Raw genomic sequence first — 24,794 nt, forward strand, 5'->3', positions numbered from 1 at the left:
ATTTCCCCATGCTCAAACCCGCCTTGCAACGCAGTCGGGAGTTCCAGCGCGGGGGCGTCACGATCCTTGTGACCCTCATGCTCCTGGTGCTTCTGACCATTGCCGCCATCGGCATGGCCAAGAACTCCTTCCGGGAAGTGGTGGCTTCGGGCACTGGCCGCCAGGGGGCCATGGCCAAAAATGTTGCGGATTCCGGCGTCGAATGGTCCATCTTCTGGATGGATTACAACAACAGTGCGAGTGCCAGCGGGTCGGCCTCCAATCTGGTGGCCATGAAGGCGGCGCTCCTGGAGGACTCCACGCTTTCCGGCAAGGCCTGGGATGTCATGTCCGGGACGCCGACTGCGCCGACGAGCTACACGCCGGGCAGTACGACTGCGGTGACCCTTCCCAGCCTGACCAGCTCCTCCGGGACGGTCCACACCCAGTCCTTCAGTATTGGTGTCACCCGCATGGGGAAGCTTCCTGTGGCGGATACCAGCCAGGGCGTGGGCAGCGGGGCCTATACCCCTTCCACCGGGAGCGAGGCCAAGCAGGCTCCCGACCTCTGGGCCATCCGAAGCGATTCCCAGGTGGGCGTGGCGGGTGTGAACTTCACCCACAGCAAGGAAGTTTGGATTTCAACGCCGGTGCAATAAGTGTTTGGAGCATTCATGTCGACTCGTATCCGCACCGTTCTTGGGTGCATTCTCCTGCTCGCCGTTTCCGCAAGCCTGCCCCTGTCTGCCCAGCTCGACACTCGCCTTCAGGGCAGCAATACCGACTTCCTGGACCTCTACCAGCAGTCCACCCAGACCAAGGTGAAGCCGGAGATCCTGACGATCTTCGACTTCTCGGGGTCGATGGAAAACCTCATGTACCATCCCCTCTACCCCAATACAGATACGACGGACGGGGGAAGCCTGAGCACTTCCGAGTACTGGAACTATATGAGCTTCACGCTCAGTAGTGCCTCTACCTACACCATCACCGCTCGTGCTTCCAAGAGCGGCGGAGGATGGGGCGGTGGCGGGAACTCCAGTAATGCCACCATCACGATCACCGTGGGGGGGACATACACGAGCACCTCCAGCTCGGTGATCTCCATCTCGCCGTCCGTCACCACTTTTTCGGCGGGGGGCTCTGTGACGTTCACAGCCACAGTTTCGTCCGGCTACTCGGTGACTTGGTCGGCATCTGAAGGGAGTCCGACTTCCGGCAGCGGGACAAGCTTCACTTGGAGCATCCCGAGTTCAGCCTCGTCATCAGCCCATGTCACAGCGACCCTCAAGGGCAGCACGGTGGGGACCCTGACGAGCCAGAAGCTCATCAAGCCCGATGGGACCGAGGTTTCGGCCTCCGATGCCGGTAGTGTGAGCTCAAGCCTGAGTCTGTCCGGGCTGAGCAGCGGTTCAAGTGATGTGCGCAACTGGGTCAGGGCGGCCAGCCATGTGCGCTTCGCCTATGCGGTGAGCAGCTCTGCGACCCGCACGATCGACATCCCGATCCCATGGAAGATCATGGATGCCAGTTCCACTGGGAATCCGCTCAGCTCACATACGGTGACGGATACCCAAGTCAAGACCAATGCGGATGGGACGCCCACCACCTATGGTTCCGGCAATGCCATGGAGATGGACCTCACCTATCGATTGAAGTCCGGTGGAACCATCTGGAGCGGGGACTCCTTCAGTGTGACGCTCAACTATGTGCTGTACCGACCGGCTTATGTGGACTGGCTCTTTCTCGGGACCTACGATGTCGGGTCCTACAGCGGGAAATACATCGTCTTCGATGCCGAAACCCCCTCCCTTGCCGGAGGGCAGAGCAGTGTCAACTGGGGGCGGGGCTTCGGTTCGACGGCTGCCTCCGGGACGATCTATGTCCCGCAATACAGCCTGGCGGGCGCCTATACCGGAGAATCCAGCAAGTCTGCCTCCATCAACCTCGTGCCGACCCTGACCCGGGTCCAGGCCGTCAAGCGGGCCGCCATCAGCACGTGGATCAGCCACCAGGCCGATGTACTGTGGGCCTACCGCTTCCTGGACAAGAGCGGGGATTCCTCCGACGGCACGACAATCACCAATGCCTCGGCGACCACGGTCACCAGTGCTGACCCGGCTTCCTCGCCCGTGATCGGCCAGGACACCGGTTGGAAGGTGCTGAATTCAGATTCCACGGGCGGCATGAGCCGGATCGCCTACCTCATGCCGGGCACCAGCACCCCGCTCACCTACGCCATGGCGCGCGGCTTGGCCCAGTTCACGGATCCTGACAGTGTCTTCGAGAGTGTTGCAACCGGGGATGATGCACCCTCCCAGTGCATGAACCACTTCCTGATCCTGTTCACCGACGGGGCGGACAACAATGGCGGAAGCTCCAAGAACACCAATGGGGACACACCCTACCTGTCCACCTCGGGCGGGCTCACCTCCTTCAATGCCAGGAACGGCAACGCTGCGATCCTGGCAGATCCGAGTCTGATCGACTGCTACGGCGCGAACTGGAATCTCTTCACCTTTGCGGGCATCGCTGCGCATATGTCGGACTCCTCGCTGGGCACCGCCGGGACGGACTACAAGGCCGCCCCGGGCAGCTATCCCACTTCCGGCACACCCTCGAGCTACCTGCCGTACGCCATCAAGGGACGGGGCAGTGTCCAGTTCAGCAAGGACCACCGGATCACCACCATGGCGGTGGGGGTCAGTCTGGGCGGTTCCTACAAGGATTCCTCCAGCCCCAAGCGCAGTCTGTTCCTGGCTGCTGCCATCGGCGATCCGGCCCTGACTTCATGGTCCGATATCAGCACCTTCACCCCCTTCCAGTGGGATTCGACGCTCAGCAGCGGCAACGGTGGCCGTGTCTCCGGATCCATCTACTTCTTCGATGCCAATAGCCCTGACACCCTCAGCACCAGCCTCGGCTACGCCATCCAGTCCGCCATTTCCGCCTCCAACATCAACACCTCCACCAATCCCAACCTTCCCTACGTCGGTGCCAGCCTGGGTAACCAGATCTACGTGGGCAGGTTCCGTCCTCCGACGACTGGCGGTTCCATCTGGGGTGGTGACATGCTCATGTTCAACACCATTCTGAGCAGCAACACCCTGAAGTTCCTGGATACCTCGGGCAACACGACCACGACCCTCGATACCACGACGGCTCAGTGGTCCGCTCAGCAGGCCATGTACTACAACCGGCTATGGAAGAACCGGAAGCTCTACACGCGCATCCCGCGCAGCTCCTCCTCCACGGCCGAGGACAGCCTGAAGGTGAGTTTCGCCGACACGAACACAACCCTGCAGAGTTACATCGCCCAGGGGACCAATGTGGCCTCCTACGCGGCGGGCGGCACCGCCCAGAAGAACGTCATGCGCTTCGTGATGGGCGGGGATCTGGACGGCACCCTGGATAGCGATGGTCGGCCCACTACCAACCGCGCCAACATCATGGGCGATATCATCAATTCTTCGCCTGCGGCCATCGAATACAAGTTCTCCGATGTTTCGGCGAACCTCACCGACGCCCTCAAAGGGGTGGACGGGGACCGCTTCCGTCTCATCCTGGTGGGCACCAACCAGGGCTGGCTCCACGCCTTCGGGGAAGTCACCAAGGCCACGCAGGTGACCGATTCGGATGGGACGGTCCGCACCATCCGGACCGGGGCGGTGGACGAGTTGTGGAGCTTCATGCCCACGGATTTCCTTGGGAATCTGGATCAGGTCACGATCAGCACCAATGCCCACCGCTTCATGGTCGACGGTTCGCCGCTGATCTACCACCTGGACCTGCCCCCTTCGGACGGCGGGTCGGCCGACGGCAAGGTGGAGATCTCCAGTTCACCGGGCCCTGAGCGCTGCCTGGGCATCTTCGGGCTGGGGAAGGGCGGGCGCAGCTACTACGCCATCAACCTGGCGGATCCCTTCACGCCTGTGCTCAAGTGGTCTTTGCGGCCCGATGAAGCGGCCTATCTCACTGCAGACAACATCCTCACCCGCACCGGTTCCCCAAACCTGGCTGCGGTCAAGAGTGTTGTGGCCAACATGGGCTTTTCCACCAGCACACCAGCCATCGGACGGGTGCAGGTAACGGCGACCCCGGGTGACTCTTCCACTTCCGTCGTCCGGGATGTCCTCTTTCTGGGGGGTGGGCATAGCGTGCCTGAGATCGAGTCCAATTTCACAGACACCTCCGGCAATCCCATTCTTCTGGGGCGATCGGTATTGGCCCTGGATGTCTACACCGGGAAGATCATCGCGGCGACGGATATGACTTCTCTCATCGGTGGCACGGACAGCAGTGGGAATATCACCGTGGGACCCATTTCCAAGGGAGTGGTGCCCTTCGAGTTCGTCCTGAACTCCGGCATGGCCCAGCGGGCCTACTTCCTGGACTTCTGGGGCGGCCTCTGGTCCTGGGGGCGCCAGCTGACGGACACGACCAGCAGCTCTTCGACCTACCAGTACCGGACGGACAGCTCGGACATGAGCACCTGGACCACCGACGGCGAAGCCACCTCTTCTGCGGGGATCCGGCTTGTGGCGAAGGACAAGAGCGGCAACGCCATTTCCCTGAGTTCCGGCACCAAGACCACGCTCCACTACAGCGAGGCCCTGTATTCCACGCTTCCCGCCCCCTTCCGGGTGAGCTCCTTCCCCGGTAAGGCGACCCTCACGTCGTCGCCGACTCCGGCGGCCGTCGGGATCGCCATGGAGAGCGGGGACCGGAACAACCCGCTCGACTACAGCTACACGGCGGCGGCGCTGCCCTCCAACCACCGGCTCTCCGTGATCTTTGACCGCCAGGACAGCCTGCGATGGGGGTTCACGAGCGCCAATCCCATCGTGATCTCCAGCACCACTTCCCACCTGCTGGACGCCTATCCCAGCTTCACGTCCTACGCGTACGGGGATCCAGTCATCTCATCCGGGAGCAGCTCCTACTACCTGGCCCCCAGCTCCAGCAGCAGCACCAAGTTCGGATACTACCGGACCTTCCCGACCCGGGACACCACCACGAAGCTCGTCCCCAAGGGGATCAACACCCCCATGGTGGTTTCCGGGAGCCTCTACTACTCGTACTTCACCCCCACCGAGGCCGATGTCTGCACCGGGGGCAGTGGCTACACCTACAGCAACATCATTTGTGATGTGTTGAATCCCGTGGTGGTGGATACCCGGTCCGGGGTGTCCTGCCAGAGCGGCAGCAAGTACACCTGGATCGGGGTGGCTTCGGACTACACCGCCCTGGGCACCCGGGGGGTGATCCAGACTGGCACCGTGGCGTCGAGCAGCAGCTCTGACTCCAGTGCCACAGCCCTGGCGGCCACCACCATCACCGGCAAGGCCAGTGCCCAGTATCCCAAGCCCAGGGTCTGGCGGACAGTGCACTGAGGCCACGGCATCCCTCGGGTCAGCCCGGGGGATGCTTTCCTTGTGATGCAGCCCGGGAAATGTGAATCGTTGCTAATGTGCTAGCCTGGAGGCCTGTCCAGGGGGGGCTTGCCCCCCTGTCCGGCATAGCTGCCATGTGCTGAGGGAGGAACCGTGACCTCTGAACAAAAAACCCACATCCTGATCGGAACCCTTGCGGCGGCTGTGGTGCTTCTTCTTGCCTATGCTGTTTTCGGGGGGCGTGGGGCCGCAGTCAAGCCTGCATCTGCGATTCCCCAGCCCGCATCGCAGGAGAGCTCTGCCACCTCGGAGCCTGTTCCTGGTGCTCCCACCTTGCGCATTGAAACCGAAAGCCCCGTGACGGCCCAGAGTGGCGGACATCTGGCCCGTGTCACTTCGGATACGGATCTTGCCTTCAAGTGGACCATCGTCGGGGGGAGCTTCGAAGGCGGCGATGACGGTGATTCCGTGACCTGGAAGGCAGGGGCTGGGGCAGAAGTCGTGCTGCTCTGCAAGGGCACGGCTTCCGATGGCCGGAACAACAGTGCGACGCTCCGGGTGCCGCTGTCTCCCCCCGGTGCGATCACCCGCTTCGAGGCGTTTCCCCCGGTCATCACGGAGGGGACCGGCGCCAAGCTCGTCTGGACGGTCGCCAATGCAAAAAAACTGGTCCTGGAGCCCGGTGCTCAGGATTTGAGCGGCGGCGCCAGTTCGTCCGTGGATGTCAAGCCGGAGAAGACGACCAGCTACACACTCACCGCCACGGATGCCGCGGGGCTGACCACCAGCCAGAACCTGAACCTCAAGGTGGTTCCGCGTCCTGAACTCCTGGAACTGCGGGCCGATCCGGTGTCCGGTTCCGCCATGGCCTTTGGGGTCGTGGCCGCATTCAAGGGGGGCAAGGCCGAACTGAAGCGGGGAGGCCAAGTGATCGCAAGCGGTGAGGCCAGTCCCCTTCACCTCCAACTGACGGATGTGGAGCCTGGCAGTTCGCTGACACTGACTGTCACCAACGAGGCTGGGTCCTTTGTCTCCAGCACCCTCACCTTTTCGACGCGGAAGTAGGAGACTGCCCAGGTCCCGAGGGTGGCCCCTGCTGCCGTGCTAACCTGGGTACCGTTTCGCGGAGGCCTGCCATGGCTTGCTTTCCGCCCTTAGAGAGTGTGATATGAACCGATTCTGGAGCAAGGTCGTCCATAACCTGACCCCTTATGTGCCTGGGGAACAGCCCAAGCTGACGAATCTGGTGAAGCTGAACACCAACGAGAACCCCTACGGGCCCTCACCCATGGTCCTGGAGGCCATCCAGGCCGCCACGGCGGATACCCTGCGTCTCTACCCTGACCCCAATGCGGATCGTCTCCGGGAGGCCATCGCAGGCTTCTATGGCACCCAGGGCATCGAGCCCAGGCAGATCTTTGTCGGCAACGGCTCGGACGAAGTGCTGGCCCTGGTCTTCCTGGCCCTCCTCAAGCACGACAACCCCCTTCTGTTCCCGGACATCACCTACAGCTTCTACCCCGTCTATTGCGGTCTCTACGGGATCAACTTCGAACTGGTGCCTCTGGATGAAACCTTCCAGATCCGGATCGAGAACTACCAGCGCCCCAATGGTGGCATCATCTTCCCCAATCCCAACGCCCCCACGGGCCGCTGGCTCACCCTGGACGAGATCGAGGTCCTCCTGAAAGCCAACCCCGATAGTCCCGTGGTCATCGATGAGGCCTATGTGGATTTCGGGTGCGACTCCGCCGTGACCCTGGTGAACCGCTATCCCAACCTGCTGGTGATCCACACCCTGTCCAAAGCCCGCTCCCTGGCCGGGTTGCGCATGGGCTTCGCCATCGGTCATCCGGAGCTCATCGAGGCCCTGGACCGGGTGAAGAACAGCTTCAACTCCTATCCCATCGACCGCCTGGCCATGGCCGGTGCCACCGCCGCCATGGAAGACCGGGACTACTACGAGCAGACCCGGCACGCCATCATGTCGTGCCGGGACAAGCTGGTGGGCGACCTGGAGGCTCTTGGCTTCGAGGTGCTGCCTTCCGTCGCCAACTTCATCTTCGCGCGGCACCCCAAGCGGGATGGCGCCCAGCTCTCCGCTGCCCTGCGGGAGCGGAGCATCATCGTCCGCCACTTCAAGCTGCCCCGGATCGATCAGTTCCTGCGGATCACCATCGGGACTCCCGAGCAGTGCGGGGCACTGGTGAAAGCCCTGGGGGAGATCCTGGCCTGAAACAGGTCTTTTTCCTGGCCATCCTCTCAATCCTGTTTAATAAGTCGGCAAACAGGATCGACAGGATGTGCAGGATGAACTGCACAGGGATACGATAGGCCATGCGCGTCCTGTCCCTGCTTGTTCCCGTCCTGATGTCTCCAGTCTTCGCCCAGGATGCCAGCGGCTTCGAAAACCGGATCCGGGCCGCGGAATCCGTGGTGGAGCGCTTCTATCGCGGGGAAAGGCTGGAGGAGGCCCGGAAACGGGTCAATGCCCAGGTGGACGCCTTCAACGAACGGGTGAACCAGTGGAACACTCGCCTCGATCAGGCCAGGGTTGAGGCTGAGCGGGAGGCCAAGCCTCTCGGCGATCTGGAATCCCAGCTTGCCGCGCTGGATAAGCCGTTGGCCCTGAGGCCCGATCCAAGGGATGCGGAGGCCGTGCGGCGCTTCAATCGCCGACTCGAGGAGCGGAATGCCCTGGTGGGGCGCTACAACGCGCTGGTGGATCAGATCAAGGCTTCGGCGGATGCCTACGAGGCCTTGGCCAGGCAGAGCAGGGACGAACTCCAGAGGGATCGGGAACGCCTCCAGGATGAGCAGCAGGCCCTGGCGTCGCGGGTCGGGGCTCTGGAATCCTTCCAGGAGGATGGTAGGGATGTCGGCTTCTTCCAGGGGCTCAACCGACTGTTGGCGGACCTTCGTCAACAGCAGCGCTCCAGGGGTGGATCCGGTCTTCAACGGGAGGTGGAGCGGGTCCGGGGGCTTCGCCGGGAGCTGGCCCGCTGGGCCATGGCTCAGCAGCTTGCCCAGGAAAACGGTCTGGTCCTGGTGGAAGCCTTGGTGGGGGACGAACCCTGCTGCTTTATCGTCGATACCGGTGCCCAGCGGGTCTGTCTCAGCACGGAGATCATCGTCGCTGCCGGGTGCGAGGGGTTTCTTGGGAGGGAATCCACCCTGGTCCTGGCCGGGGGGCAGAAGATCCGGGGACGGCAACTGGATTTTCCTGCTGTGACCGTCAAGGGCATGACTGAGCAGTCTGTGGCCGGATCTGCCATCCCCGCCTCCGAAGTCGGTATCGACGGCCTTCTGGGCCAGAGCTTCCTGCGGCGCTTCGTCTACACCCTGGATAGCGGGAAGGCCGAGCCGTTGACCTTGGTGCGAAGATAAACTTAGCTATCGGCTCGCTTCGGTCTGGGAAATAGAGGCTGGGATGAAGGATCTGAATGGGAATTCAGCGCCAACAGCCATAGATGACATCAAGCAGCAGACTTTCATTGATCATGAACTTGTCAGTCATTAATGATGTCATTTTATCCTCTTTTATTGTTTCATCCTGCCCATCCTGTCTATCCTGTTGAAATACCTTCAAACAGGATAGACAGGATAGACAGGATAGACAGGATGGGCAGGATGGGCAGGATAAAAGCAGAAAGATAAGATGTAATGGAACATGTAAACAACATGCTGCCAATTGTGAGTATTCGCCCAGTTTGGAAGTCGTGCACTCCCTTGGGTTTGGATGAAGTAAACTGGTAATAAAGTTTTTTCAGCATCAAGCAACCTCGCTTGCCTCCGCCTCCCTCTCCCTCGCTGAACCAGCCCCAGGTGCCCAGGTGGACTTCTTTGATCCGCGTTCATTCAATTTATCCGCGGAAGGTTCTGCTTTTGCAGCCGGTCCTATTCCATGACGGAGGTTTGAACGCCTAACCCTTACTTCAGCCGATCCAGCACGCGATCGATGTTGAGCGCCACCTGACGGATCTTGGTGTTCATGGTTTCGATTTCGAGGGTGAGCTTGCGGACGGTCTCCACGGACTTGCCCATGTTGTCGGCCACCACGGCGAAGCCAAGGCCATGGACACCGGCCTTGGCGGCCTCGATGCTGGCGTTGAGGGCCAGCATCTGCATGCTGCTCATGACGGAGTTGATGCGCCCCACCAAGCCGGCACTGCCCTTGAGGCTTTCGGTGATCTCGGTCTTCATCTCTCCGATATCGCCCACCACTTCGTTCTCGATGCGGTGGCGGTCCTCTTCCAGGATCTGCACCAGGAGGCGGGCCAGATCGCTGGTGAGGATCCGGGTGCTGGAGTTCTTCAGAAGGTCGAACAGGTGGGCGCTGGTCTCCGCATGGCCCGTGACTTCGAAGACGATATCCGTGGGATGGCTTCTAACGGCAGCGTCCAGGTCCGTGTAGACAGGCACCCGCGCCTGTCTTGCTGCCTGGATGGCAGGAGCTTCGGCATGGCGGTCCACCACATAGGAGACTTCGGCTCCCTGGCTCTGGTTCAGGAGGTTGAAGAATCTCAGTCCAGCCTGGCCGCCACCCACGATGCCGACGCGCTGGACCTTGGAAGTGCCTTCTGCTTTGCTCATTTGGGAATCCTAGAATAGAGCCATTCTAGCCGCGATTCAGATGATTCGGGGATAGACCTTCTGGAACTGCGATGAGGTAAGATGGCCCTTCACCCTCGGTGAGCTCGAAAGGAAGTGACGTGGAGTTGGTTGTCGATCGCATCTGCCAGGAACTCTCCCTGCCTCGGGCCGGGGTGGCCGCGGTGGTTGGACTGCTGAATGAAGGCAACACGGTGCCTTTCATTGCCCGGTATCGCAAAGAGGTCACCGGGAGTCTGGACGAGGTGGCCATCCGGGCCATCGAAGACCGTGTGGCCTACTTCAAGGAGTTGTTGGAGCGCCGGGAGACGGTGCTCAAGACCATTGACAAGCAGGGCAAGCTCACTCCCGAGCTCAAGGCCCGCATCGAGTCCACCTGGGCCAAGACTGAGCTGGAGGATCTCTACCTCCCCTACAAGCCCAAGAAGCGCACCAAGGCCACGGACGCCCGGGAGCGGGGCCTGGAGCCCCTTCTGGACGCCCTGCTCGCGGATGAGAGCGGCGCCGATGCCCTGATGCTGGCGGCCTCCTACGTCAAGGAGGATCAGGAGGGCATCCAGACGCCTTCCCAGTGCGTGGAAGGCGCCGGTCATATCCTTGCGGAGCGCCTGGCAGAAAACGTCGACGTCCGCGTCTGGCTGCGCGAGGAGTTCTACGAGCACGGCATTCTCCAGTCCAGCCTGCGCGAGGAGCGCAAGGACGGCCAGGAGGCGCTTCGCTTCAAGTCCTACTGGGACTACAAGGAAGCCATCAAGAAGATGCCGGCCCACCGCATCCTGGCGGTGCGTCGCGGCGAAAAGGAAGAGATCCTCACCGTCAAACTCCTGGTGGAAGGCGAGAAGCTGGTGACCCAGCTCGTCTCCAGGGTCCAGGTGAATCCCAAGTCCGGCTACCGCAAGCTGCTGCATGAGGTCTGCCGTGATGCCTTCGATCGCCTCCTGGCCCCTACTCTGGAGACAGACGTGCGGGTCGAGGCCAAGAAGAAGGCCGATGCCGAGGCCATCAAGGTCTTCCAGACCAACCTGGACCATCTCCTCCTGGCTCCTCCCGCAGGGCAGATGTGCACCCTGGGTGTGGATCCCGGCATCCGCACCGGGTGCAAGCTGGCGGTGATCAACCGCCTGGGGCAGTTCATGGAGACCTCCACCATCTACCCCCTGGAGCCCAAGCGGGATTTCGAGGGCAGCCGCGCTGTGCTGGAGCAGATCGCCACCAAATACCCCCTGGAAGCCATTGCTGTGGGCAATGGCACCGGCGGCCGGGAGACCGAGGCCTTCATCCGCCAGTGGCTGAAGGATACGGATCGCCAGGGGATCATCTGCATCTCTGTGAGCGAGGCCGGGGCTTCGGTCTACAGCGCCAGTGAGGTTGCCCGGGAGGAGTTCCCCGAGCAGGACGTCACGGTGCGCGGTGCCATCTCCATTGCCCGGCGCTTCCAGGATCCCCTGGCGGAGCTGGTGAAGGTGGAGCCCAAGTCCATCGGTGTGGGCCAGTACCAGCACGACGTGAATCAGACCGCCCTCAAGAAGAGCCTGGACGAGGTGGTCGAGTCCTGCGTGAACCGTGTGGGGGTGGACCTCAACTCCGCCAGCTACAAGCTTCTGGCTTACGTGGCGGGTATTGGCGAGACCCTGGCCAAGAACATCATCCACTTCCGCTTCGAGCACGGTGCCTTCAAGCACCGGGAACAGCTCATGGAGGTGCCCCGCTTCGGCGAGAAGGCCTTCCAGCAGTCCGCGGGCTTCCTGCGGATCCAGGATGGCGAGAACCCCCTGGATGCCAGCGCCGTGCATCCCGAGGCCTACCCTGTGGTGCAGCGCATCTGCCAGCTCACGGGCAAGACCATTCCCGAACTGGTGGGCAACGAGGCTGCCCTCGGCGGCCTGGATCCCAAGCTCTTCGTGGACGATCGCTTCGGCGTGGAGACCGTCACCGATATCATCGCCGAGCTGCGCAAGCCTGGGCGGGATCCCCGGCAGGGTTTCGAGGCCGTGCAGTTCATGGAGGGGGTCAACAAACCCTCGGATCTGGAATCCGGCATGGAGCTTCCGGGCATCGTCACCAATGTGACCGACTTCGGAGCCTTCGTGGATGTGGGCGTTCATCAGGACGGTCTCGTCCACCTTTCCGAGATCAGTCACACCTATATCAAGAACCCCGCGGATGCCCTCACGGTGGGGCAGTCCGTCAAGGTCAAGGTCCTGAACGTGGATCTTCAGGCCAAGCGGATCTCTCTTTCCATCAAGGCGCTCCTCCCCGCTCCCGCGGGACAGGCCCGTGCTGAACACCAGCGCCCCCACCCCAGGCCCCGCAAGCCCGAGCCCCAAAGCTCGGCTCCCCGGCCCGAGAAGAAGCGGGAATCCGGACGGACTGAAGGGGGACGCCAGGAGCGCCGCCCTGAAGTCAAGCCGCGCAATGATGCCAAGGGCGCCAGCCTGACGGATCTGCTGGCCAAGTTCAACAAGGGGCTTCGGTGAAATCCTGGGCCCTCTCGGGTCTGACCCTGCTCTCCCTGCTCGGGTGCGATCGCGCCAAGGCACCGGTGCCCTTCGGCCCTGGGGAGGCAGGGCTGGTGCTGGGCTACGAGAACCCCAGCCTGCCCGAGGCCCAGCGGACCAGTGAGCGGCTTCAGCTCCGGGTGGATGCCACCGCCCAGATGGAGGGGGGGCTTGATGTCCGCACAACCCTTTCCACCCTGCGGGGCCAGGCTTCTCAGCGCCTCTTCCTGCGCCGCGGGGGCGTGGCGATCTGGGATGGCAAGACCATCCTCCAGACCATCCTCCCGGAGGGCTTCCCCCAGGTGCAGACCTGGGAGACCAAGGATGCGGTCAGTCGGCTTCTTGGACGCTCCACCGCCGAGGCTGGCACCCCACTCCCGCCGGGGTCCGATCGCATCGGCTATTGGGTGGAAACCCAGGACAAGGCCAAGCTCGGGATTCGGATCCGTTCATTCTATGTACCCGAAGTCGGTGTGACGGAGACCCGGATATGGCAGGATGGGCGGTGGGTCACGATCCAGCGGCTGAATTCCCGCATGTTCGCAGATGCACCCAGGCCGGAATAGCCTGACCCTTACTGGAGTTTTCATGGCGAAGGACAAAGTTGAGGTGCTGCCCGCAGGTGTGGCCAAGGGTTCATTCCGGGACAACCTTGAGGTGGCCTGCTTCGGCATCCTGCTGATCATGTTCTTCAAGACCTTTGTTGGGCAGCAGTTCACCATCCCCAGTGGGTCCATGCGCAGCACTCTCCTGATCGGGGACCACCTGCTGATCAACAAGTTCATCTTCGCCCGTCCCCAGTGGGCCTGGGAGGAGAAGCTCTTCCCCATGAGGGGTGTGGATCGCGGGGATATCATCGTCTTCCGTTACCCCCTGGAACGGGATCAGGACTACGTGAAGCGCTGTGTCGCCCTCCCAGGGGACACCGTGGAGATCCGGGACAAGCGCCTTTACATCAACGGCAAGCAGGCCACCGGACCCTGGGAGCACCACTCCCCCAGACCCGAGGACGGCCCTCTGCCCGGCCCATGGCCCGCGACCCGCAGCACCGGGGTCGTCACGGAGGATCTTCCGGAGAGCCTGCCCGTTTCTGCGGTATGGCCCTACCAGGATCCTGAGATCCAGGCCATGGACCAGCAGGGGAGGGAGCCCCTTGGTTATGGCTATCGGGACCATCTGGCACCGGTGAAGGTCCCCGAGGGGCACATCTTTGCCATGGGAGACAACCGCGAGAACAGCCTGGACGGGCGCTACTGGGGATTCCTTCCCGTTGACCACCTTCGGGGCCGTCCCTTCTTCATCTGGTGGAGCTACCGGGAGGGTGGGGTGGACGACCAGAATGCCCGGATACCCAGCGGTCCCGCCGATGTGGTCGCGAACTTCGTGGACGGCGCCCGCCACTTCTTTAGCTGGACCCGCTGGGATCGCACCGGAACCATCCCGAAGTGATGTCGTGGAAAAAGAGTTAACACAGAGGGCACGGAGAAAAGCAGGACTGAGGTCCTGCTTCGCTTCTGTCCGATTCTCCGCCGTTCCCAATGGCAATCTTGATTGGTCTGGAACCTGAAATGATGCTTCGCCTGCTCGCCTTGTCCCTCTTTCTCGTGTCCGGAGTGCCCGGAGCGGCCTGGGGGGGGAAGGGGCATCGGATTATCGCCAGCGCCTCGGTGCGTGGGCTTCCCCGGGTGGTGGGAGCCTGGTTCTCGGGGCAGGAGGGCATGGTGGTGGAGCACGCCTCGGACCCTGACCACTGGCGGCGGGACCGCAAGGAGCCGCCTCGGCATTTCATCAACAGTGACGTGTATGGTGGCCCCTCTTCGGTGCCCTTGACGCCTGACGAGGCTATCGACCAGATCGGCGCCCGCCGTTTCCAGAAGACGGGGCAGCTGCCCTGGACTGTCCAGGACCAGGTTCGGAGCCTGGCCTCTGCCTTCCGGGACCGTGATCGGGGCAGGGTGCTTCTGGAGACCTCTTATCTGAGCCACTACGTGGGGGATCTCCATGTCCCCCTCCACACCATCAGCAACTATGACGGCAAGGATACGGGACAGCGGGGAGTTCACTCGCGCTGGGAAACCGGTCTGGTGGAGCGCTACGTGGAGCCCTCCTCCCTGAGGATCCTGCCGACCACCCAGGGGCGGACGACGCTCCAGAGCCCCTGGCGCTGGCTCCAGGAAACCTATTCACTGAGTTCCCTGGTGCTTGCGGATGACAGGGCCGCCGGGCGGGGCCGGGGCAAGCGGCGGGGGGGTGCCTACTGGCCCCTGTTCTGGCAGGCCCAGGGCTCCATCGTGAAGGGCCAACTCGAACGGGCTGGCCAGCGCACCGGCGATTTGATCGTCCTGGCCTGGGAGATGGGGGGGAAACCGAAGGCCTAATTCACTCGGAAGCGGGAGGCGAGTGCGCGCAACTCGGAGGCCAGGCGGGCCAGATCCTCGACGGTGCGGGCCGTTTCCGTGATGGTGGCCGTGAGCTCCACGGTGGCGGATGCGTTGCGCTCCGTCAGGTCCTGGGTCCGCTGGATGCCGTCCACGACGTGGCTGCTGGCCTGGGACTGGGCCTCCATGGAGGAAGCGATCTCCTTGATCTGGTCCGCATAGTCCCGGATGTTTTCCTGGATGAGCTGGAGGGAGGCATTGACGTTCTGGACGGCCCTGGAACCTACGCCCACCCGCTCTCCGCTCTCCTCGATCAGCCCAGAGATCTCCCGGGCGGCTGAGCCGCTGCGCTCCGCCAGCTTGCGGATCTCATCCGCCACCACGGCGAAGCCCCTGCCATGGACCCCGGCCTTGGCCGCCTCGATGGCGGCATTCAGGGAAAGCAGATTGGTCTGGCGGGCGATATCAGCGATGAGGGTCGTGATCCTGCCCACCTTTTCTGAACTCTCCTGGATGGCCGCCATGGCGTCTGTCGATTCTCCGACGTTCGTCATGCCCTCGGAACTGGCCTGGAGGGAGGCTGCGGAGAGCTTCTCGGCCTGGGAAGTCCGGTGCCGGACATCTTCCACGGACTTTGCCACCGCCTGGATGGCCTGGGAAGAACGCCCTACCTCGCTCCGCTGCGCATCGGCCGATCTGCTGATATCGGAGGTTGCGGCTTCCAGTTCCTGGGTGGTGGCCGCGAGTTCGGTAGCGCCGCTGGCGGCCCGTTCCGTGATGGCTGCGATCTGGCGGAAGCCCTCCTGGAGTTTGGCCACGGTCCGGTTCAGCCTGCCTGAGATCCGGCCGAATTCGTCCCGGCTATCCACCTTGCATCGCTGGGTGAGGTCACCGGCCTCCAGGCCCTCCATGGCGGCCTCGATGGCTTTGGCATCCCCCTCCACCCGTCGGCCCACCATCAGGGTGAAGCCGATCCCGAGGACCAGGGCGATGACCACGCCCAGGATGATCTGGAGCTGCTGGCGCCTTGCGAAGACTTCGTCCGCCTGGCTCATCGTTTCAGCCTTCTTCTGATAGAGAGCCAACAGCTTGTCCAGGTCGTCCCTGGCCTTGTTCATCTCTGTGAGGTTGGCATCCATCATCCCGGGGATGTTGGGTTTCGGGTTGGTGGTGGCCTCCTTGAAAAGCGGAGCGAAGGCTCCCGCATAATGACGGATCGCCTGGGCGATCCCGGCCACCTGGGTCTTGTCCTCTCCCCAGTCCAGGGCCTCCATGCGGGTCAGGTTGTCCGCCAGGGTGCCTTCGACCTCTGCCAGGCGTTTTGTGCGCTTGGACAGATATTCCGGGTAGCTGTGCGCTCCCAGGAGCGAGACGTGGACGATCCGCAAGCGGTTGGAATTGGCGATGACATCCGTGGTGGCGGTCAGCTTGTTGAAGATGGCCGTGATGGAGGCCTGGTCGCGCTGGAGCCGGTTCAGACTGGTCCAGCCGATGAGGGCCACGCAGAGCAGGAGCACCACCTGGGTCGCCAGGATGAAATAGAACTTACCCCGGATCCTGAAGTTGGAATAAAAGGCTGCCATTCCATCTCCCTTTCATGCTAGACAAGCCACTCAGCCATGACCTTCTGATGGCGAATGTAGGCATGGCCGGGGGCTGGGCAAGCCTTCAGGATGATGGCCCGGCCTGAAACTGGATGCTGGGGGCTTCCAGGAGGGCAAGGGCCTGCGCCTCGTCCACCGGTCCCAGCCGGAGCCAAGCGCTGGGGCCCATTTCCATCCATAGCACCTTGCTGTCGGATGCCCACCATCCCTTTTGGCCGGAGGATCCCATCAGTCGCTTGGCATTCCGGGTCTGGGCGCTGGTGGGACGGATCGTCGATTCCACCTGGACAATCGGCGAACCTGAGAGGCAAAGGCCCGTGGGCGTGATGATCCAGGTTCGCCCCTGGGCCAGCAAGGCGGGGCCGTGTCCGATCTGCAGACGTTCGCCTTCCACCCTCACCCCCTGGGGCCAGGGTTGATCAAGGCTCCATGTGCCGCTTTTCAGGTTCGTGGCGGCGGTGTCCCAGCCCAGGTTGCCGAGCTCGGCCAGGTCCGAGGTGCTGAGCTTCATGCGGAAGGCGGAGGCGGGAGCCTGATCGAAGGTGGGATCGATGGGTACCCACCGGTCTCCGAGTTCCACCTCCACCCAGAAGTGCAGCCCCAGGGTGTTCTCCAGGGCTGCCCATCCCGCCACGGCCCGGCAGGGAACCCCCAGACGGCGGAGGAGGGCGATGGCCAGGGCGCCGTGTTCGGTGCAGTCCCCTCGACCATTCCGAGCCACCTCCTGGGCGGAGGCGAATCCCACGCTGTAGTCCTTCTCTTCGATCCACTCGAAGACGAAGGAGGTGACGCGGCGGGCCAAGTCCCAGCGGCTGGCTCCCTTGGGGGCGTTGAGCCGGGAGAGGAGACCATCGAAGATCGGGTCCTCCAGGCGAAGCAGTGGGCTGGAAGCCAGATAGGGGGCGTCCCCGGGAGTGGGTCTCCCGGTGACCGGGGGATCCTGAGCTTCCGCACGGCTCGGGGCATCCGCCTGGCGAAGACGGTACCGATTAGGGGCCATGCGGGTCTGCTGGGGATCCTCAGGGAGGGTGGGCGGCTGATCGCCATTCCAGGTGACCGTGAGGTCCCGGAGCCAGAGCCTGAGGACGTGGGGGGGCAGGGGGTTCAGGGTCGCCTCGAAGAATCCCTGGGCCTTGGGGGCCCTGTCAGGGGCGGGCAGCTCAGCCCGCTGGAGCAGGTAGTCCATTCCCATGACCTTGCCCCGGTGGCGCAGTTCCCCCCGGGTCGGCGAGATCCAGATCTCAACCTCACTGCTGATGGGCCCTTCCTGGCTTCTGCCCTTGAATCGCACCGCCTCAGGAAATCCAGGGAGGGGATCAGGCCCCAGGCACTCCAGTTCCAGGGCTGAGGTTTGTTGCATGGGGATAACGTAGCCACGCAGGGACAAAGAACTTCTTCTCGCGGCGGCGGCCATCATGCGGGCATCCGCTTCCTCCGGCCAGAGAATGGTGTTTTCGGGGATGGAGAGGGCGCGGGAGGGCATGCCCTTGGGTTTCAGGTCCAGCTGCCTGGGACGTTTGGGAGACCAGTCCGCTTCCCCCTCCATGGGTTCCTGGGCCAGCCGGAGCAGCCACTGGACCTGGATGGCTCCCTCGGAATCCCTCCAGAGGGTCTGCCGGACTTCCTGCTCCACCGCCAAGCCGAGGCGTTCAAGGCGAATCCATTCCCGGCTCTCGATTCGGCGGCGGGGGCCATCCACGACGGCCCTGACCTCCATCCCCCCGGTCTCCTCCCCCCCGATCCATTGCCGGAAGCGCACCGTTTCCTGGCAGCGGCCGGCAATGGAAAGGAGGAGACTCAGGCAAAGAATCAGGCGGGGGATGAAGGGCATGGGTCACTCCACCCCCCACTGTATCAGCGGCGCATACCCCGGCCACCGCGGCGGGGGCCATTCCCGTATCCTGCCTGGCCCATGTTCTGGCAGAGCTTGTCGGCTTCCGCCTGTTGCTCAGGGGTGAGGATGGCCCTCTGTTCCAGACGCATGGCCCGTTGGACCATCATGAGGTCAAGCTGGCGGTCGGCCACGGGTTGATGGAGCTGCTTGAGCTGGGCAGGGGTGCTGGCCGGGTTCAGGCAAGCCTGGTGGAAGGCCTTCTGGGCATCCTGGAGGGCCTGGCGCTTGGCGTTGAGTTCCACCGCATGCTTTGCCCGGATGGTCTCGATCTTGGAACGCTGATCATCCGTTAGCTTCAGGGTGGCAGCCATCTGCCTACCCATGCGGCCCTCACCGGGGGCGCTGCACCCGGGGAAGGGCTGGGCCGCCAGGGGGGCTGTTGCGACGAGACCGAGGGCGGCGCAGGCCAGGATCATGGAACGAAGGGACATTGGAACCTCCAACTGAAAGGGCGGAATCGTTCCGCTCACAGGTATAGAGGGGGGTGGGGCGAAGTCGTTTAGCCAGGAAGTTCAAAAGAGTAAACGCAGAGGGCACAGATTAATAAGCTGGATCAGGGTTTGCTGCCAGACCTTGCTTTAAGCTTTTCATCCTTGCCATCTCGTCCATCCTGCTCTTCCCTGATCAGCATCAGGTAGGCCTGGACTGGTGCATGGACCAAGCGCCCGGCTTGGTTTCCTGCCTCGGGGCCGATGCCGCAGTAGAGGTCCAGCCTGCCGGGACCCCGGATCGCTGAACCGGAGTCCTGGGCCAGGACCAGGCGGTTCGGGACATCCGTGGGCAGTCCCGCCAGCAGGATGGGGAGGCCCGAGGGATAGATGCTCCGATCGATGGCCACGGTCCGCAGGGGGGTGACGGGCACGCCGAGGCTCCCCCTGGGTGGCCCGGGGATGTCCTTGAAGAATACGAAGCGATTGTTGCGCTGGACGTAGGTGTCCATGTCTTCCGGATGGAGCTGGAAGTGCTCGCGGAGGCTGACTTTGCCTTCCCTCAGGCACTCCTCCTGGATCTTCCTGTCCCGGCTCATTTCAAAGGCGATGGGGGTGTAGGGGTATTGGGTGGCGCCGTGGAAGCCGACAGCGACGAGAGACCCATCCGGCATCCGGAGCTGGGCCGAGCCCTGCACCTGAATCATGTAGGCGTCCCATCGATTCTTGAGCCAGAAGGCTTCCAGTCCCTTGAGCTTTCCGCGGGCGGTGCTCAGGCCATCGGCTCCTTCCAGCTCTATCCGGGTGGGGTGGGGCAGGGGCCAGCGGTCCAGGTTCCCGGGGCGGCTGTAAAGGGGCCATCGGTATGCGCCCCCCCGCTCGCGGGAGGCCTCGTAGACCGGGGTGAAGTAGCCGGTGAGGGCCACGGTGCCCTGGTCGTCCTGGCCGGCCATGGGTATCCACTGGAATTCGGAGGATAATGATTTATTAAGCTCATCGAGATCCCCGCAGCGTCTCAAAAGGGTCTGAAGGCGCTTCAGGGTGCGTTGAACTCGCTCCAGGGTGAAGGGCGCTGCACACTTGGCATAGTCCCTTCTGCCTCTGGGGCTCTCCAGGTAGCTGAGACTCTCCTCCAGGGCCTGGGCCAAGTGTTCCCGCTGCAGGACATCCCGTAGAGAAGCATCGGATGGCACCGCCTTCACCGGAGGAAGGCAGGGCGTGGCGGCCATGAGGCTCGCCCCCAGGAAGAGCGAGGCGATCAGCCTAGCGGCCATGGTCCGGCTCCCTGCCTCAGCACAAGGGGTTCGTCTCCGGTGAGATCCAGGATTGTGCTGGATTCCCCCACGGGTTCACCGCAGTCCACCACCATGTCCAGGGCATGTCCCAGCTCCTCCTGGATCTCCCAGGAGCTCAGAAGGGGGGGCTCTCCATAGAGATTGGCGCTGGTGCTGAGGATGGGCTCTCCGGCGAGCTTGGTTATGGCCGTGCAGAAGGGGTTGTCCGGAATGCGGAGCCCAACGGTCTGCTTGGCCTGGAGGTAGCGGGGAACTTCCCGGCTAGCGGGAAGGATGACCGTGTAGGGGCCCGGAAGGAGCTGTTTGAGGAGGCGGAAGGTGCTGGTCTCCATGTGTCGGGCGTAGCGGCAGAGCATTTCCATGTCGGCGCAGAGGATGGACATCGGTTTGCGGGGATCCCGGTGCTTGAGGGTCAGGATCCTGTCCACGGCCTTCTTGCGGGAGATGAGGCAGCCCAGGCCGTAGAGGGTATCCGTGGGGTAGGCAATGACGCCGTCCCTGGTGAGAATCTCGAGAATCCGCTCCAGGTGCCGCTGCTGGGGTGTATCGGGATGGAGGGAGAGGATCATCGCCCCACCTCCTGCCACCGGGTCCGTCCCGGGCTGGGGTGCTCCATGGGGCACTGAAAGAAGCGCTCTGCCAGTCCCGGTGCGAGATGGCCGGGAACCCCTGTCCGGCGGGCGTGCTCGGCCAGGAGGGCCATCACCGTGAGGCTGTCCGTGATCTCACCCGAGAGCACCCTGGACAGGCACTGTTCAAAGGGTTCCCGGCGCAGGGCGAGTTCCTCGTCCTCCTCGGGGGCATGGCCATCGGGGTGATCCATCAGGTCTGAAGCCCGGAAGAGGAAGACCTCCTCGTCGGTGCTGGAGTTACTGGTATGGAAGAAGGCCAGGGGCTCCCAGACCAGGGCATCCAGACCCGCCTCCTCCTGGAGTTCCCGGCGCACGGCCTCAAAGGGGCTCTCCCTCTCGTCTCCGCCTCCCTCCGGCAGTTCCCAGGAGTAGTGCTCCAGGGGGTAGCGCCACTGCCCCACCAGCACCACCCGATCCTGCTCGTCCAGGGCTAGGACCCCGCAGGCGGTGCGACGGAAGCCACACACGGCGTAGCAACCCTCCGCTCCCCGACGGTGAATGAACCGGTCTTCCCGGACGCGGATCCAGGGCGAGTCGTAGATCATTCGCCGGTCCAGGACCTTGTAGGGGTTGGGTTCAAGGGGAATGGGGAGGGGCTCAGGCATGTACCAGCACCAATCAAAGGCGGCTTCCGTGAGGCTTCACGGTTCTTTAATCATAGTGGGCCAAGGGCATGACGGATAGGCGGGGGGAATTGGGCCAGCCGTTTAGGGAATGCGGATAGCTCCATGTTCTCTCCTTGTTTTTGTGGTACGAACGGACCGTTGTGCGGTACTATGGGGTTAGCCATGGAATAAATGCGGAGAGTCATGTGTTGGAAGAACTGAAAATTCGTAACAAGATTCTTTACATATGCATGATTCCCATTGCCGGAACATTGGTTCTGGCCATCCTCTCCCTCTCGGGGGCAGGGGGCTCATCCCGCGGGATAGCTGTCGTCGCAGTGCTCCTGGTGACAGCGCTACTGGGGCTCTGGGCGGCTTTTCGTCTCGGCCAGAGGCTCCAGGCGAGTGCCTTGTCCATTGCCAGGAGTGCTGAGGCTCTGGCCAATGGCGATCTTTCCATCACGTGCAAACTCGATAATGATGATGAATTAAGCGCTATTTCCATCCAAGTCAATAAAGCCATCACCAGGATCCGGGAAGATTCCCGAGTGATTGCCCAGATCTGTGAGCGCGTGGCTTCGACCGCCACAGAGCTCTCCGCGACCATGACCCAGATCGAGGGGGCGACCCAGGAGATCAGCCGTGGTGCTGATGAGCAGCGGGTAGAGGTGGAGAGTTCCGCCAGGACCATTGACAACATCAAGGACTTCCTTGAAAAGGTCCACGCTGGGCAGACTTCGGATATGGCGATGCTGGAGAAGATGGGTGTAGTCGGCCGTACCAGTGTGCAGACCGTGGATGCCTCCATCCGGGCCATGGAGGCCATCAAGGATAGTTCCTCCCAGGTTGAAGCGATCACGACGGTCATCACCGAGATTGCCAATCAGACCAATCTCTTGAGTCTCAATGCTGCCATCGAGGCTGCCAAGGCCCTTGAGTACGGCAAGGGATTCGCCGTGGTTGCCGAGGAGGTCCGGAAGTTGGCGGAACGTTCCGCCAAGGCTGCCGAAGAGATTTCGCACCTTATCCAGGAGAGCGGTTCCCGCGTGGTGAAAGGGGCGGAGTGTGTTCAAACCGTCCAGGGGGGGCTGAGCGAACTGGTTTCCGGGACCAAGGTGATTTTCGACGGCTGCAGCTTCTCCATTGTGGGTGTCCGCACCCAGGCTGATGAGAGCGGCCAGCTCGCAGGACGTATGAAGAAGACTCTGATGATCACCGAAGGTAACGCCTCTGCCACCCACCAGCTTTCGGCTGCGGTTACCGAGAGTGTCCGTACTATTGATGATCTGGCCAAGATGGCCCACGAGCTGAATACGATTTCGGGTCGTTTCACTCTCGCGTAATAGCAAAAACGCCCGCGGATGCGGGCGTTTTTGCTATTTGCTATTACGCTTGTAAGACTAGCGGCGCAGGCCGAGCTTCTCGATGAGGGAGGCGTAACGGGCCTTGTTCTTGCGCTTCAGGTAGTCCAGCAGGCTGCGGCGCTGGCCGACCATGATCAGGAGGCCGCGGCGGCTGTGGTAGTCCTTGGTGTGGGTCTTGAAGTGCTCGGTCAGGTCGTTGATGCGCTTGGTCAGCAGGGCAACCTGGACTTCGGGGGAACCGGTGTCGGTGGCGTGCTGCTTGAAGTCTTCGATGATGATCGTCTTCTGATCGGTGGTCAGGGCCATGGTGGGCTCCTTTTCGGGGTTCATCCCGTCACCCGTCCCGCAGTCCCGTGCCGCGAAGGGGGTCGAGTCCGGAGGGGGCCGGACGCCCTGGCAAGTCAAAAACCGGCACGCAAGGTGCCGGTTTAGGTGGTGCGGATAGAGGGACTCGAACCCCCACGACCGTAAGGCCACTAGCACCTGAAGCTAGCGCGTCTACCAATTCCGCCATATCCGCTTGGATTCCGCCGCACCCCTCGAGGCTGATCAGCGTGAAACCAAATCGTATCGCGGGTTGAGGAGCATGGCAAGCACGAATTTTAGGGGAGAGCCGTGTCCGGGGTGGAAATTGGGCTTGATGTTGAGAATGAGTCTCAATAAACTAAATGCACCACCGCCGCCCAGGCTGGGCTACGGCTTCATTCTGTAAGCAAAAGAGGCTTCTCCGTGATACGCATCCGTCTGCCCCTCCCTCAGGCCCGCCCTCTCTTTGACACGATCTGTACCGGCATTGGTGGCCGGCAAGGAGAATGCATGCCCAGCAATTTGATCCTCTTCGGTTCAACCCTCGGCGATACGGAACGCATTGCGGGAAGGCTCGCTAAGCTGCTGCCGGGTGAGACCCGGCTTGCATCCGTTGCCACCTTCCGGATGGCGAGCCTGATGGACTTCGACCGCATTCTCCTCGGAACCAGCACCTGGGGAGCGGGGGATCTCCAGGACGACTGGGAGAGCGCTGTGGGACAGCTGCGCGGCTTGGATCTGACCGGAAAGACCGTGGCTCTATTCGGGCTCGGAGATGCCTCCGGCTACCCAGACACTTTCGTGGATGGCTTGGGAATACTCCATGAGGCCGTATCCAAGGCCGGGGCTGTTCGGGTTGGCTACTGGCCCACCGATGGCTATGCCTTTGATGCTTCCAGGGCTGTTGTGGAGGGGCGCTTTGCGGGGCTGGTGCTGGATGAGGCAAGCCAGTCCCATCTGACCGAGGAGCGGCTGGGTCGATGGGTCAGGGAGCTGTAGGAGCCCGTATGCGAGTCCTGGCACACCACATCTACGAGTATGAGAAGGGGCTCAGGAGCCTTGTCCTGCACACGCTGCCCAGCTCGCTGGAATCCGGGGCCGTGGAGCGTCTTCGGCGTCGGGGCATCTGCTTCCATGTCGAGCGGGTCAGCGAAAGCCGAATCAACATCTTCCTGGGGGATCCCCTGTGCGTGGAGGTGGTGACCCGGATGTGCCGGAAGCCTCTGGAGACCTTGAGTCCTGAGGAGGATTTCATCCTGGGCATCATGCTGGGGTACAGCCGCCTCGGACAGTGCCGCCGCTACATTCAGCGGAAGGCCCTGGCCAAAGCGGGGTAGGGGATCACCACTCCTTGTAGGGAATCCCGTTCATCCCCTTGCGGTCCGAAAGGCTGTAGACGTCGAAGACGCTTCCGCCGCCCCAGCTCGTGCTGTCGGACTCGTCCTGGGCGGAGCGAAGGCCCCACTGGGGTTTGCCCGTGAAGGGATCCACCGGGATTCGCCGCAGGAAGCGGATCTTGGTGGTCTTGCCGGTGAGAGATACGCCTTCCACGAGGACTTCCAGGGATTCCGGATAGCCGTTGTTCGCCACAGGAGGGGCTGTGATCTTCTGCTGGTCCGCCATGGCCTTGTAGTTGTCAATGGCTGTGCGCATCTCCCGCAGGTTCCGGCGCAGCTCGATTTCCTGCTGCCGGGTGATGCCGTTCTTCACCATGGGGATGACCGCCGAGGCCAGGATCACCAGGACCGTGGCCACGGTGAGCATCTCCAGGAGAGTGAAGCCGCGCTGGGAGCGCTTCCAGAGCATG

Annotated in this window: 21 protein-coding genes and 1 tRNA gene; 12 read left to right on the top strand and 10 right to left on the bottom strand. The window is 62.6% G+C overall.

The window, feature by feature from the left end:
• Nucleotides 1–8 precede the first annotated feature (8 nt).
• The 5 genes from HOLFODRAFT_RS0200930 to HOLFODRAFT_RS0200950 all read left to right on the top strand — a co-directional run bounded on the left by HOLFODRAFT_RS0200930 (nucleotide 9) and on the right by HOLFODRAFT_RS0200950 (nucleotide 8,759).
• Nucleotides 9–638: a hypothetical protein gene (locus tag HOLFODRAFT_RS0200930; RefSeq protein WP_005037356.1), complete on the top strand. Its 630-nt coding sequence runs from the start codon at nucleotides 9–11 to the stop codon at nucleotides 636–638.
• 15 nt (nucleotides 639–653) lie between these two features.
• A complete protein-coding gene (locus HOLFODRAFT_RS0200935; RefSeq protein WP_005037355.1) occupies nucleotides 654–5,372 on the top strand; it encodes a pilus assembly protein in 4,719 nt (1,572 codons plus the stop codon).
• Nucleotides 5,373–5,525: 153 nt separating this feature from the next.
• Nucleotides 5,526–6,437, top strand: coding sequence for a hypothetical protein (locus tag HOLFODRAFT_RS0200940; RefSeq protein ID WP_005037353.1), 912 nt, complete (start codon nucleotides 5,526–5,528; stop codon nucleotides 6,435–6,437).
• Between the two features lie 103 nt (nucleotides 6,438–6,540).
• Complete coding sequence (hisC, locus tag HOLFODRAFT_RS0200945) at nucleotides 6,541–7,608, top strand: histidinol-phosphate transaminase (protein WP_005037352.1); 1,068 nt, start codon at nucleotides 6,541–6,543, stop codon at nucleotides 7,606–7,608.
• A 101-nt stretch (nucleotides 7,609–7,709) separates the two neighbouring features.
• Nucleotides 7,710–8,759: a retropepsin-like aspartic protease gene (locus tag HOLFODRAFT_RS0200950; RefSeq protein WP_005037350.1), complete on the top strand. Its 1,050-nt coding sequence runs from the start codon at nucleotides 7,710–7,712 to the stop codon at nucleotides 8,757–8,759.
• 543 nt (nucleotides 8,760–9,302) lie between these two features.
• On the opposite strand, the gene HOLFODRAFT_RS25455 is transcribed toward HOLFODRAFT_RS0200950, so the two are convergent.
• Nucleotides 9,303–9,965 carry a methyl-accepting chemotaxis protein gene (locus tag HOLFODRAFT_RS25455; protein ID WP_005037347.1) on the bottom strand — a complete coding sequence of 221 codons (663 nt, stop codon included), beginning with the start codon at nucleotides 9,963–9,965 and terminating at the stop codon, nucleotides 9,303–9,305.
• Between the two features lie 119 nt (nucleotides 9,966–10,084).
• Here HOLFODRAFT_RS25455 and HOLFODRAFT_RS18655 point away from each other — a divergent pair, with 119 nt between their 5' ends.
• The 4 genes from HOLFODRAFT_RS18655 (at nucleotide 10,085) to HOLFODRAFT_RS22385 (ending at nucleotide 14,859) form a co-directional block, all read left to right on the top strand.
• Entirely contained in the window at nucleotides 10,085–12,460 is a 2,376-nt protein-coding gene (locus tag HOLFODRAFT_RS18655; protein WP_005037346.1) for a Tex family protein, read from the top strand.
• On the top strand, nucleotides 12,457–13,047 hold the full coding sequence (locus HOLFODRAFT_RS0200965) for a hypothetical protein (RefSeq protein ID WP_005037344.1): 591 nt from the start codon (nucleotides 12,457–12,459) through the stop codon (nucleotides 13,045–13,047). The genes HOLFODRAFT_RS18655 and HOLFODRAFT_RS0200965 overlap by 4 nt, the downstream gene beginning before the upstream one ends.
• Before the next feature lie 22 nt (nucleotides 13,048–13,069).
• Nucleotides 13,070–13,930: a signal peptidase I gene (lepB, locus tag HOLFODRAFT_RS0200970; protein ID WP_005037343.1), complete on the top strand. Its 861-nt coding sequence runs from the start codon at nucleotides 13,070–13,072 to the stop codon at nucleotides 13,928–13,930.
• Between the two features lie 119 nt (nucleotides 13,931–14,049).
• Complete coding sequence (locus tag HOLFODRAFT_RS22385; RefSeq protein WP_005037340.1) at nucleotides 14,050–14,859, top strand: S1/P1 nuclease; 810 nt, start codon at nucleotides 14,050–14,052, stop codon at nucleotides 14,857–14,859.
• Here the strand turns inward: HOLFODRAFT_RS22385 and HOLFODRAFT_RS0200980 are convergent.
• The 6 genes from HOLFODRAFT_RS0200980 to HOLFODRAFT_RS18670 form a co-directional block, all read right to left on the bottom strand.
• Complete coding sequence (locus tag HOLFODRAFT_RS0200980) at nucleotides 14,856–16,442, bottom strand: methyl-accepting chemotaxis protein (RefSeq protein WP_005037338.1); 1,587 nt, start codon at nucleotides 16,440–16,442, stop codon at nucleotides 14,856–14,858. The two genes, HOLFODRAFT_RS22385 and HOLFODRAFT_RS0200980, sit on opposite strands and share 4 nt — an antisense overlap.
• Before the next feature lie 85 nt (nucleotides 16,443–16,527).
• Nucleotides 16,528–18,294, bottom strand: coding sequence for a transglutaminase-like domain-containing protein (locus HOLFODRAFT_RS0200985; protein ID WP_005037335.1), 1,767 nt, complete (start codon nucleotides 18,292–18,294; stop codon nucleotides 16,528–16,530).
• 23 nt (nucleotides 18,295–18,317) lie between these two features.
• The gene (locus HOLFODRAFT_RS0200990) at nucleotides 18,318–18,788 is read right to left on the bottom strand and encodes a Spy/CpxP family protein refolding chaperone (protein WP_005037333.1); all 471 of its coding nucleotides are present in this window, start codon (nucleotides 18,786–18,788) and stop codon (nucleotides 18,318–18,320) included.
• Nucleotides 18,789–18,910: 122 nt separating this feature from the next.
• Nucleotides 18,911–20,059, bottom strand: a complete 1,149-nt coding sequence (locus HOLFODRAFT_RS18665) for an MltA domain-containing protein (RefSeq protein ID WP_005037331.1) — start codon at nucleotides 20,057–20,059, stop codon at nucleotides 18,911–18,913.
• Nucleotides 20,044–20,649: an L-threonylcarbamoyladenylate synthase gene (locus HOLFODRAFT_RS0201000; protein ID WP_005037329.1), complete on the bottom strand. Its 606-nt coding sequence runs from the start codon at nucleotides 20,647–20,649 to the stop codon at nucleotides 20,044–20,046. The genes HOLFODRAFT_RS18665 and HOLFODRAFT_RS0201000 overlap by 16 nt, the downstream gene beginning before the upstream one ends.
• Nucleotides 20,646–21,317: an NUDIX domain-containing protein gene (locus HOLFODRAFT_RS18670; protein ID WP_005037327.1), complete on the bottom strand. Its 672-nt coding sequence runs from the start codon at nucleotides 21,315–21,317 to the stop codon at nucleotides 20,646–20,648. The genes HOLFODRAFT_RS0201000 and HOLFODRAFT_RS18670 overlap by 4 nt, the downstream gene beginning before the upstream one ends.
• Before the next feature lie 548 nt (nucleotides 21,318–21,865).
• Here HOLFODRAFT_RS18670 and HOLFODRAFT_RS0201010 point away from each other — a divergent pair.
• Nucleotides 21,866–22,660, top strand: a complete 795-nt coding sequence (locus HOLFODRAFT_RS0201010; protein ID WP_211237917.1) for a methyl-accepting chemotaxis protein — start codon at nucleotides 21,866–21,868, stop codon at nucleotides 22,658–22,660.
• A 57-nt stretch (nucleotides 22,661–22,717) separates the two neighbouring features.
• On the opposite strand, the gene rpsO is transcribed toward HOLFODRAFT_RS0201010, so the two are convergent.
• Both rpsO and HOLFODRAFT_RS0201020 read right to left on the bottom strand, forming a co-directional pair.
• Nucleotides 22,718–22,987: a 30S ribosomal protein S15 gene (gene rpsO / locus HOLFODRAFT_RS0201015; protein WP_005037323.1), complete on the bottom strand. Its 270-nt coding sequence runs from the start codon at nucleotides 22,985–22,987 to the stop codon at nucleotides 22,718–22,720.
• 127 nt (nucleotides 22,988–23,114) lie between these two features.
• Nucleotides 23,115–23,201, bottom strand: a tRNA-Leu gene (locus HOLFODRAFT_RS0201020).
• 296 nt (nucleotides 23,202–23,497) lie between these two features.
• On the opposite strand from HOLFODRAFT_RS0201020, the gene HOLFODRAFT_RS0201025 reads away from it, so the two are divergent.
• Nucleotides 23,498–23,986, top strand: a complete 489-nt coding sequence (locus HOLFODRAFT_RS0201025; RefSeq protein WP_005037321.1) for a flavodoxin — start codon at nucleotides 23,498–23,500, stop codon at nucleotides 23,984–23,986.
• An 8-nt stretch (nucleotides 23,987–23,994) separates the two neighbouring features.
• On the top strand, nucleotides 23,995–24,324 hold the full coding sequence (locus HOLFODRAFT_RS0201030) for a DUF2023 family protein (protein ID WP_005037319.1): 330 nt from the start codon (nucleotides 23,995–23,997) through the stop codon (nucleotides 24,322–24,324).
• Nucleotides 24,325–24,328: 4 nt separating this feature from the next.
• Here HOLFODRAFT_RS0201030 and HOLFODRAFT_RS0201035 read toward each other — a convergent pair whose 3' ends face one another.
• Nucleotides 24,329–24,793, bottom strand: coding sequence for a type II secretion system protein (locus tag HOLFODRAFT_RS0201035; RefSeq protein WP_005037318.1), 465 nt, complete (start codon nucleotides 24,791–24,793; stop codon nucleotides 24,329–24,331).
• Between the last annotated feature and the right edge of the window lies 1 nt (nucleotide 24,794).

The sequence above is a fragment of the Holophaga foetida DSM 6591 genome, from assembly GCF_000242615.2.
Lineage (GTDB): Bacteria > Acidobacteriota > Holophagae > Holophagales > Holophagaceae > Holophaga > Holophaga foetida.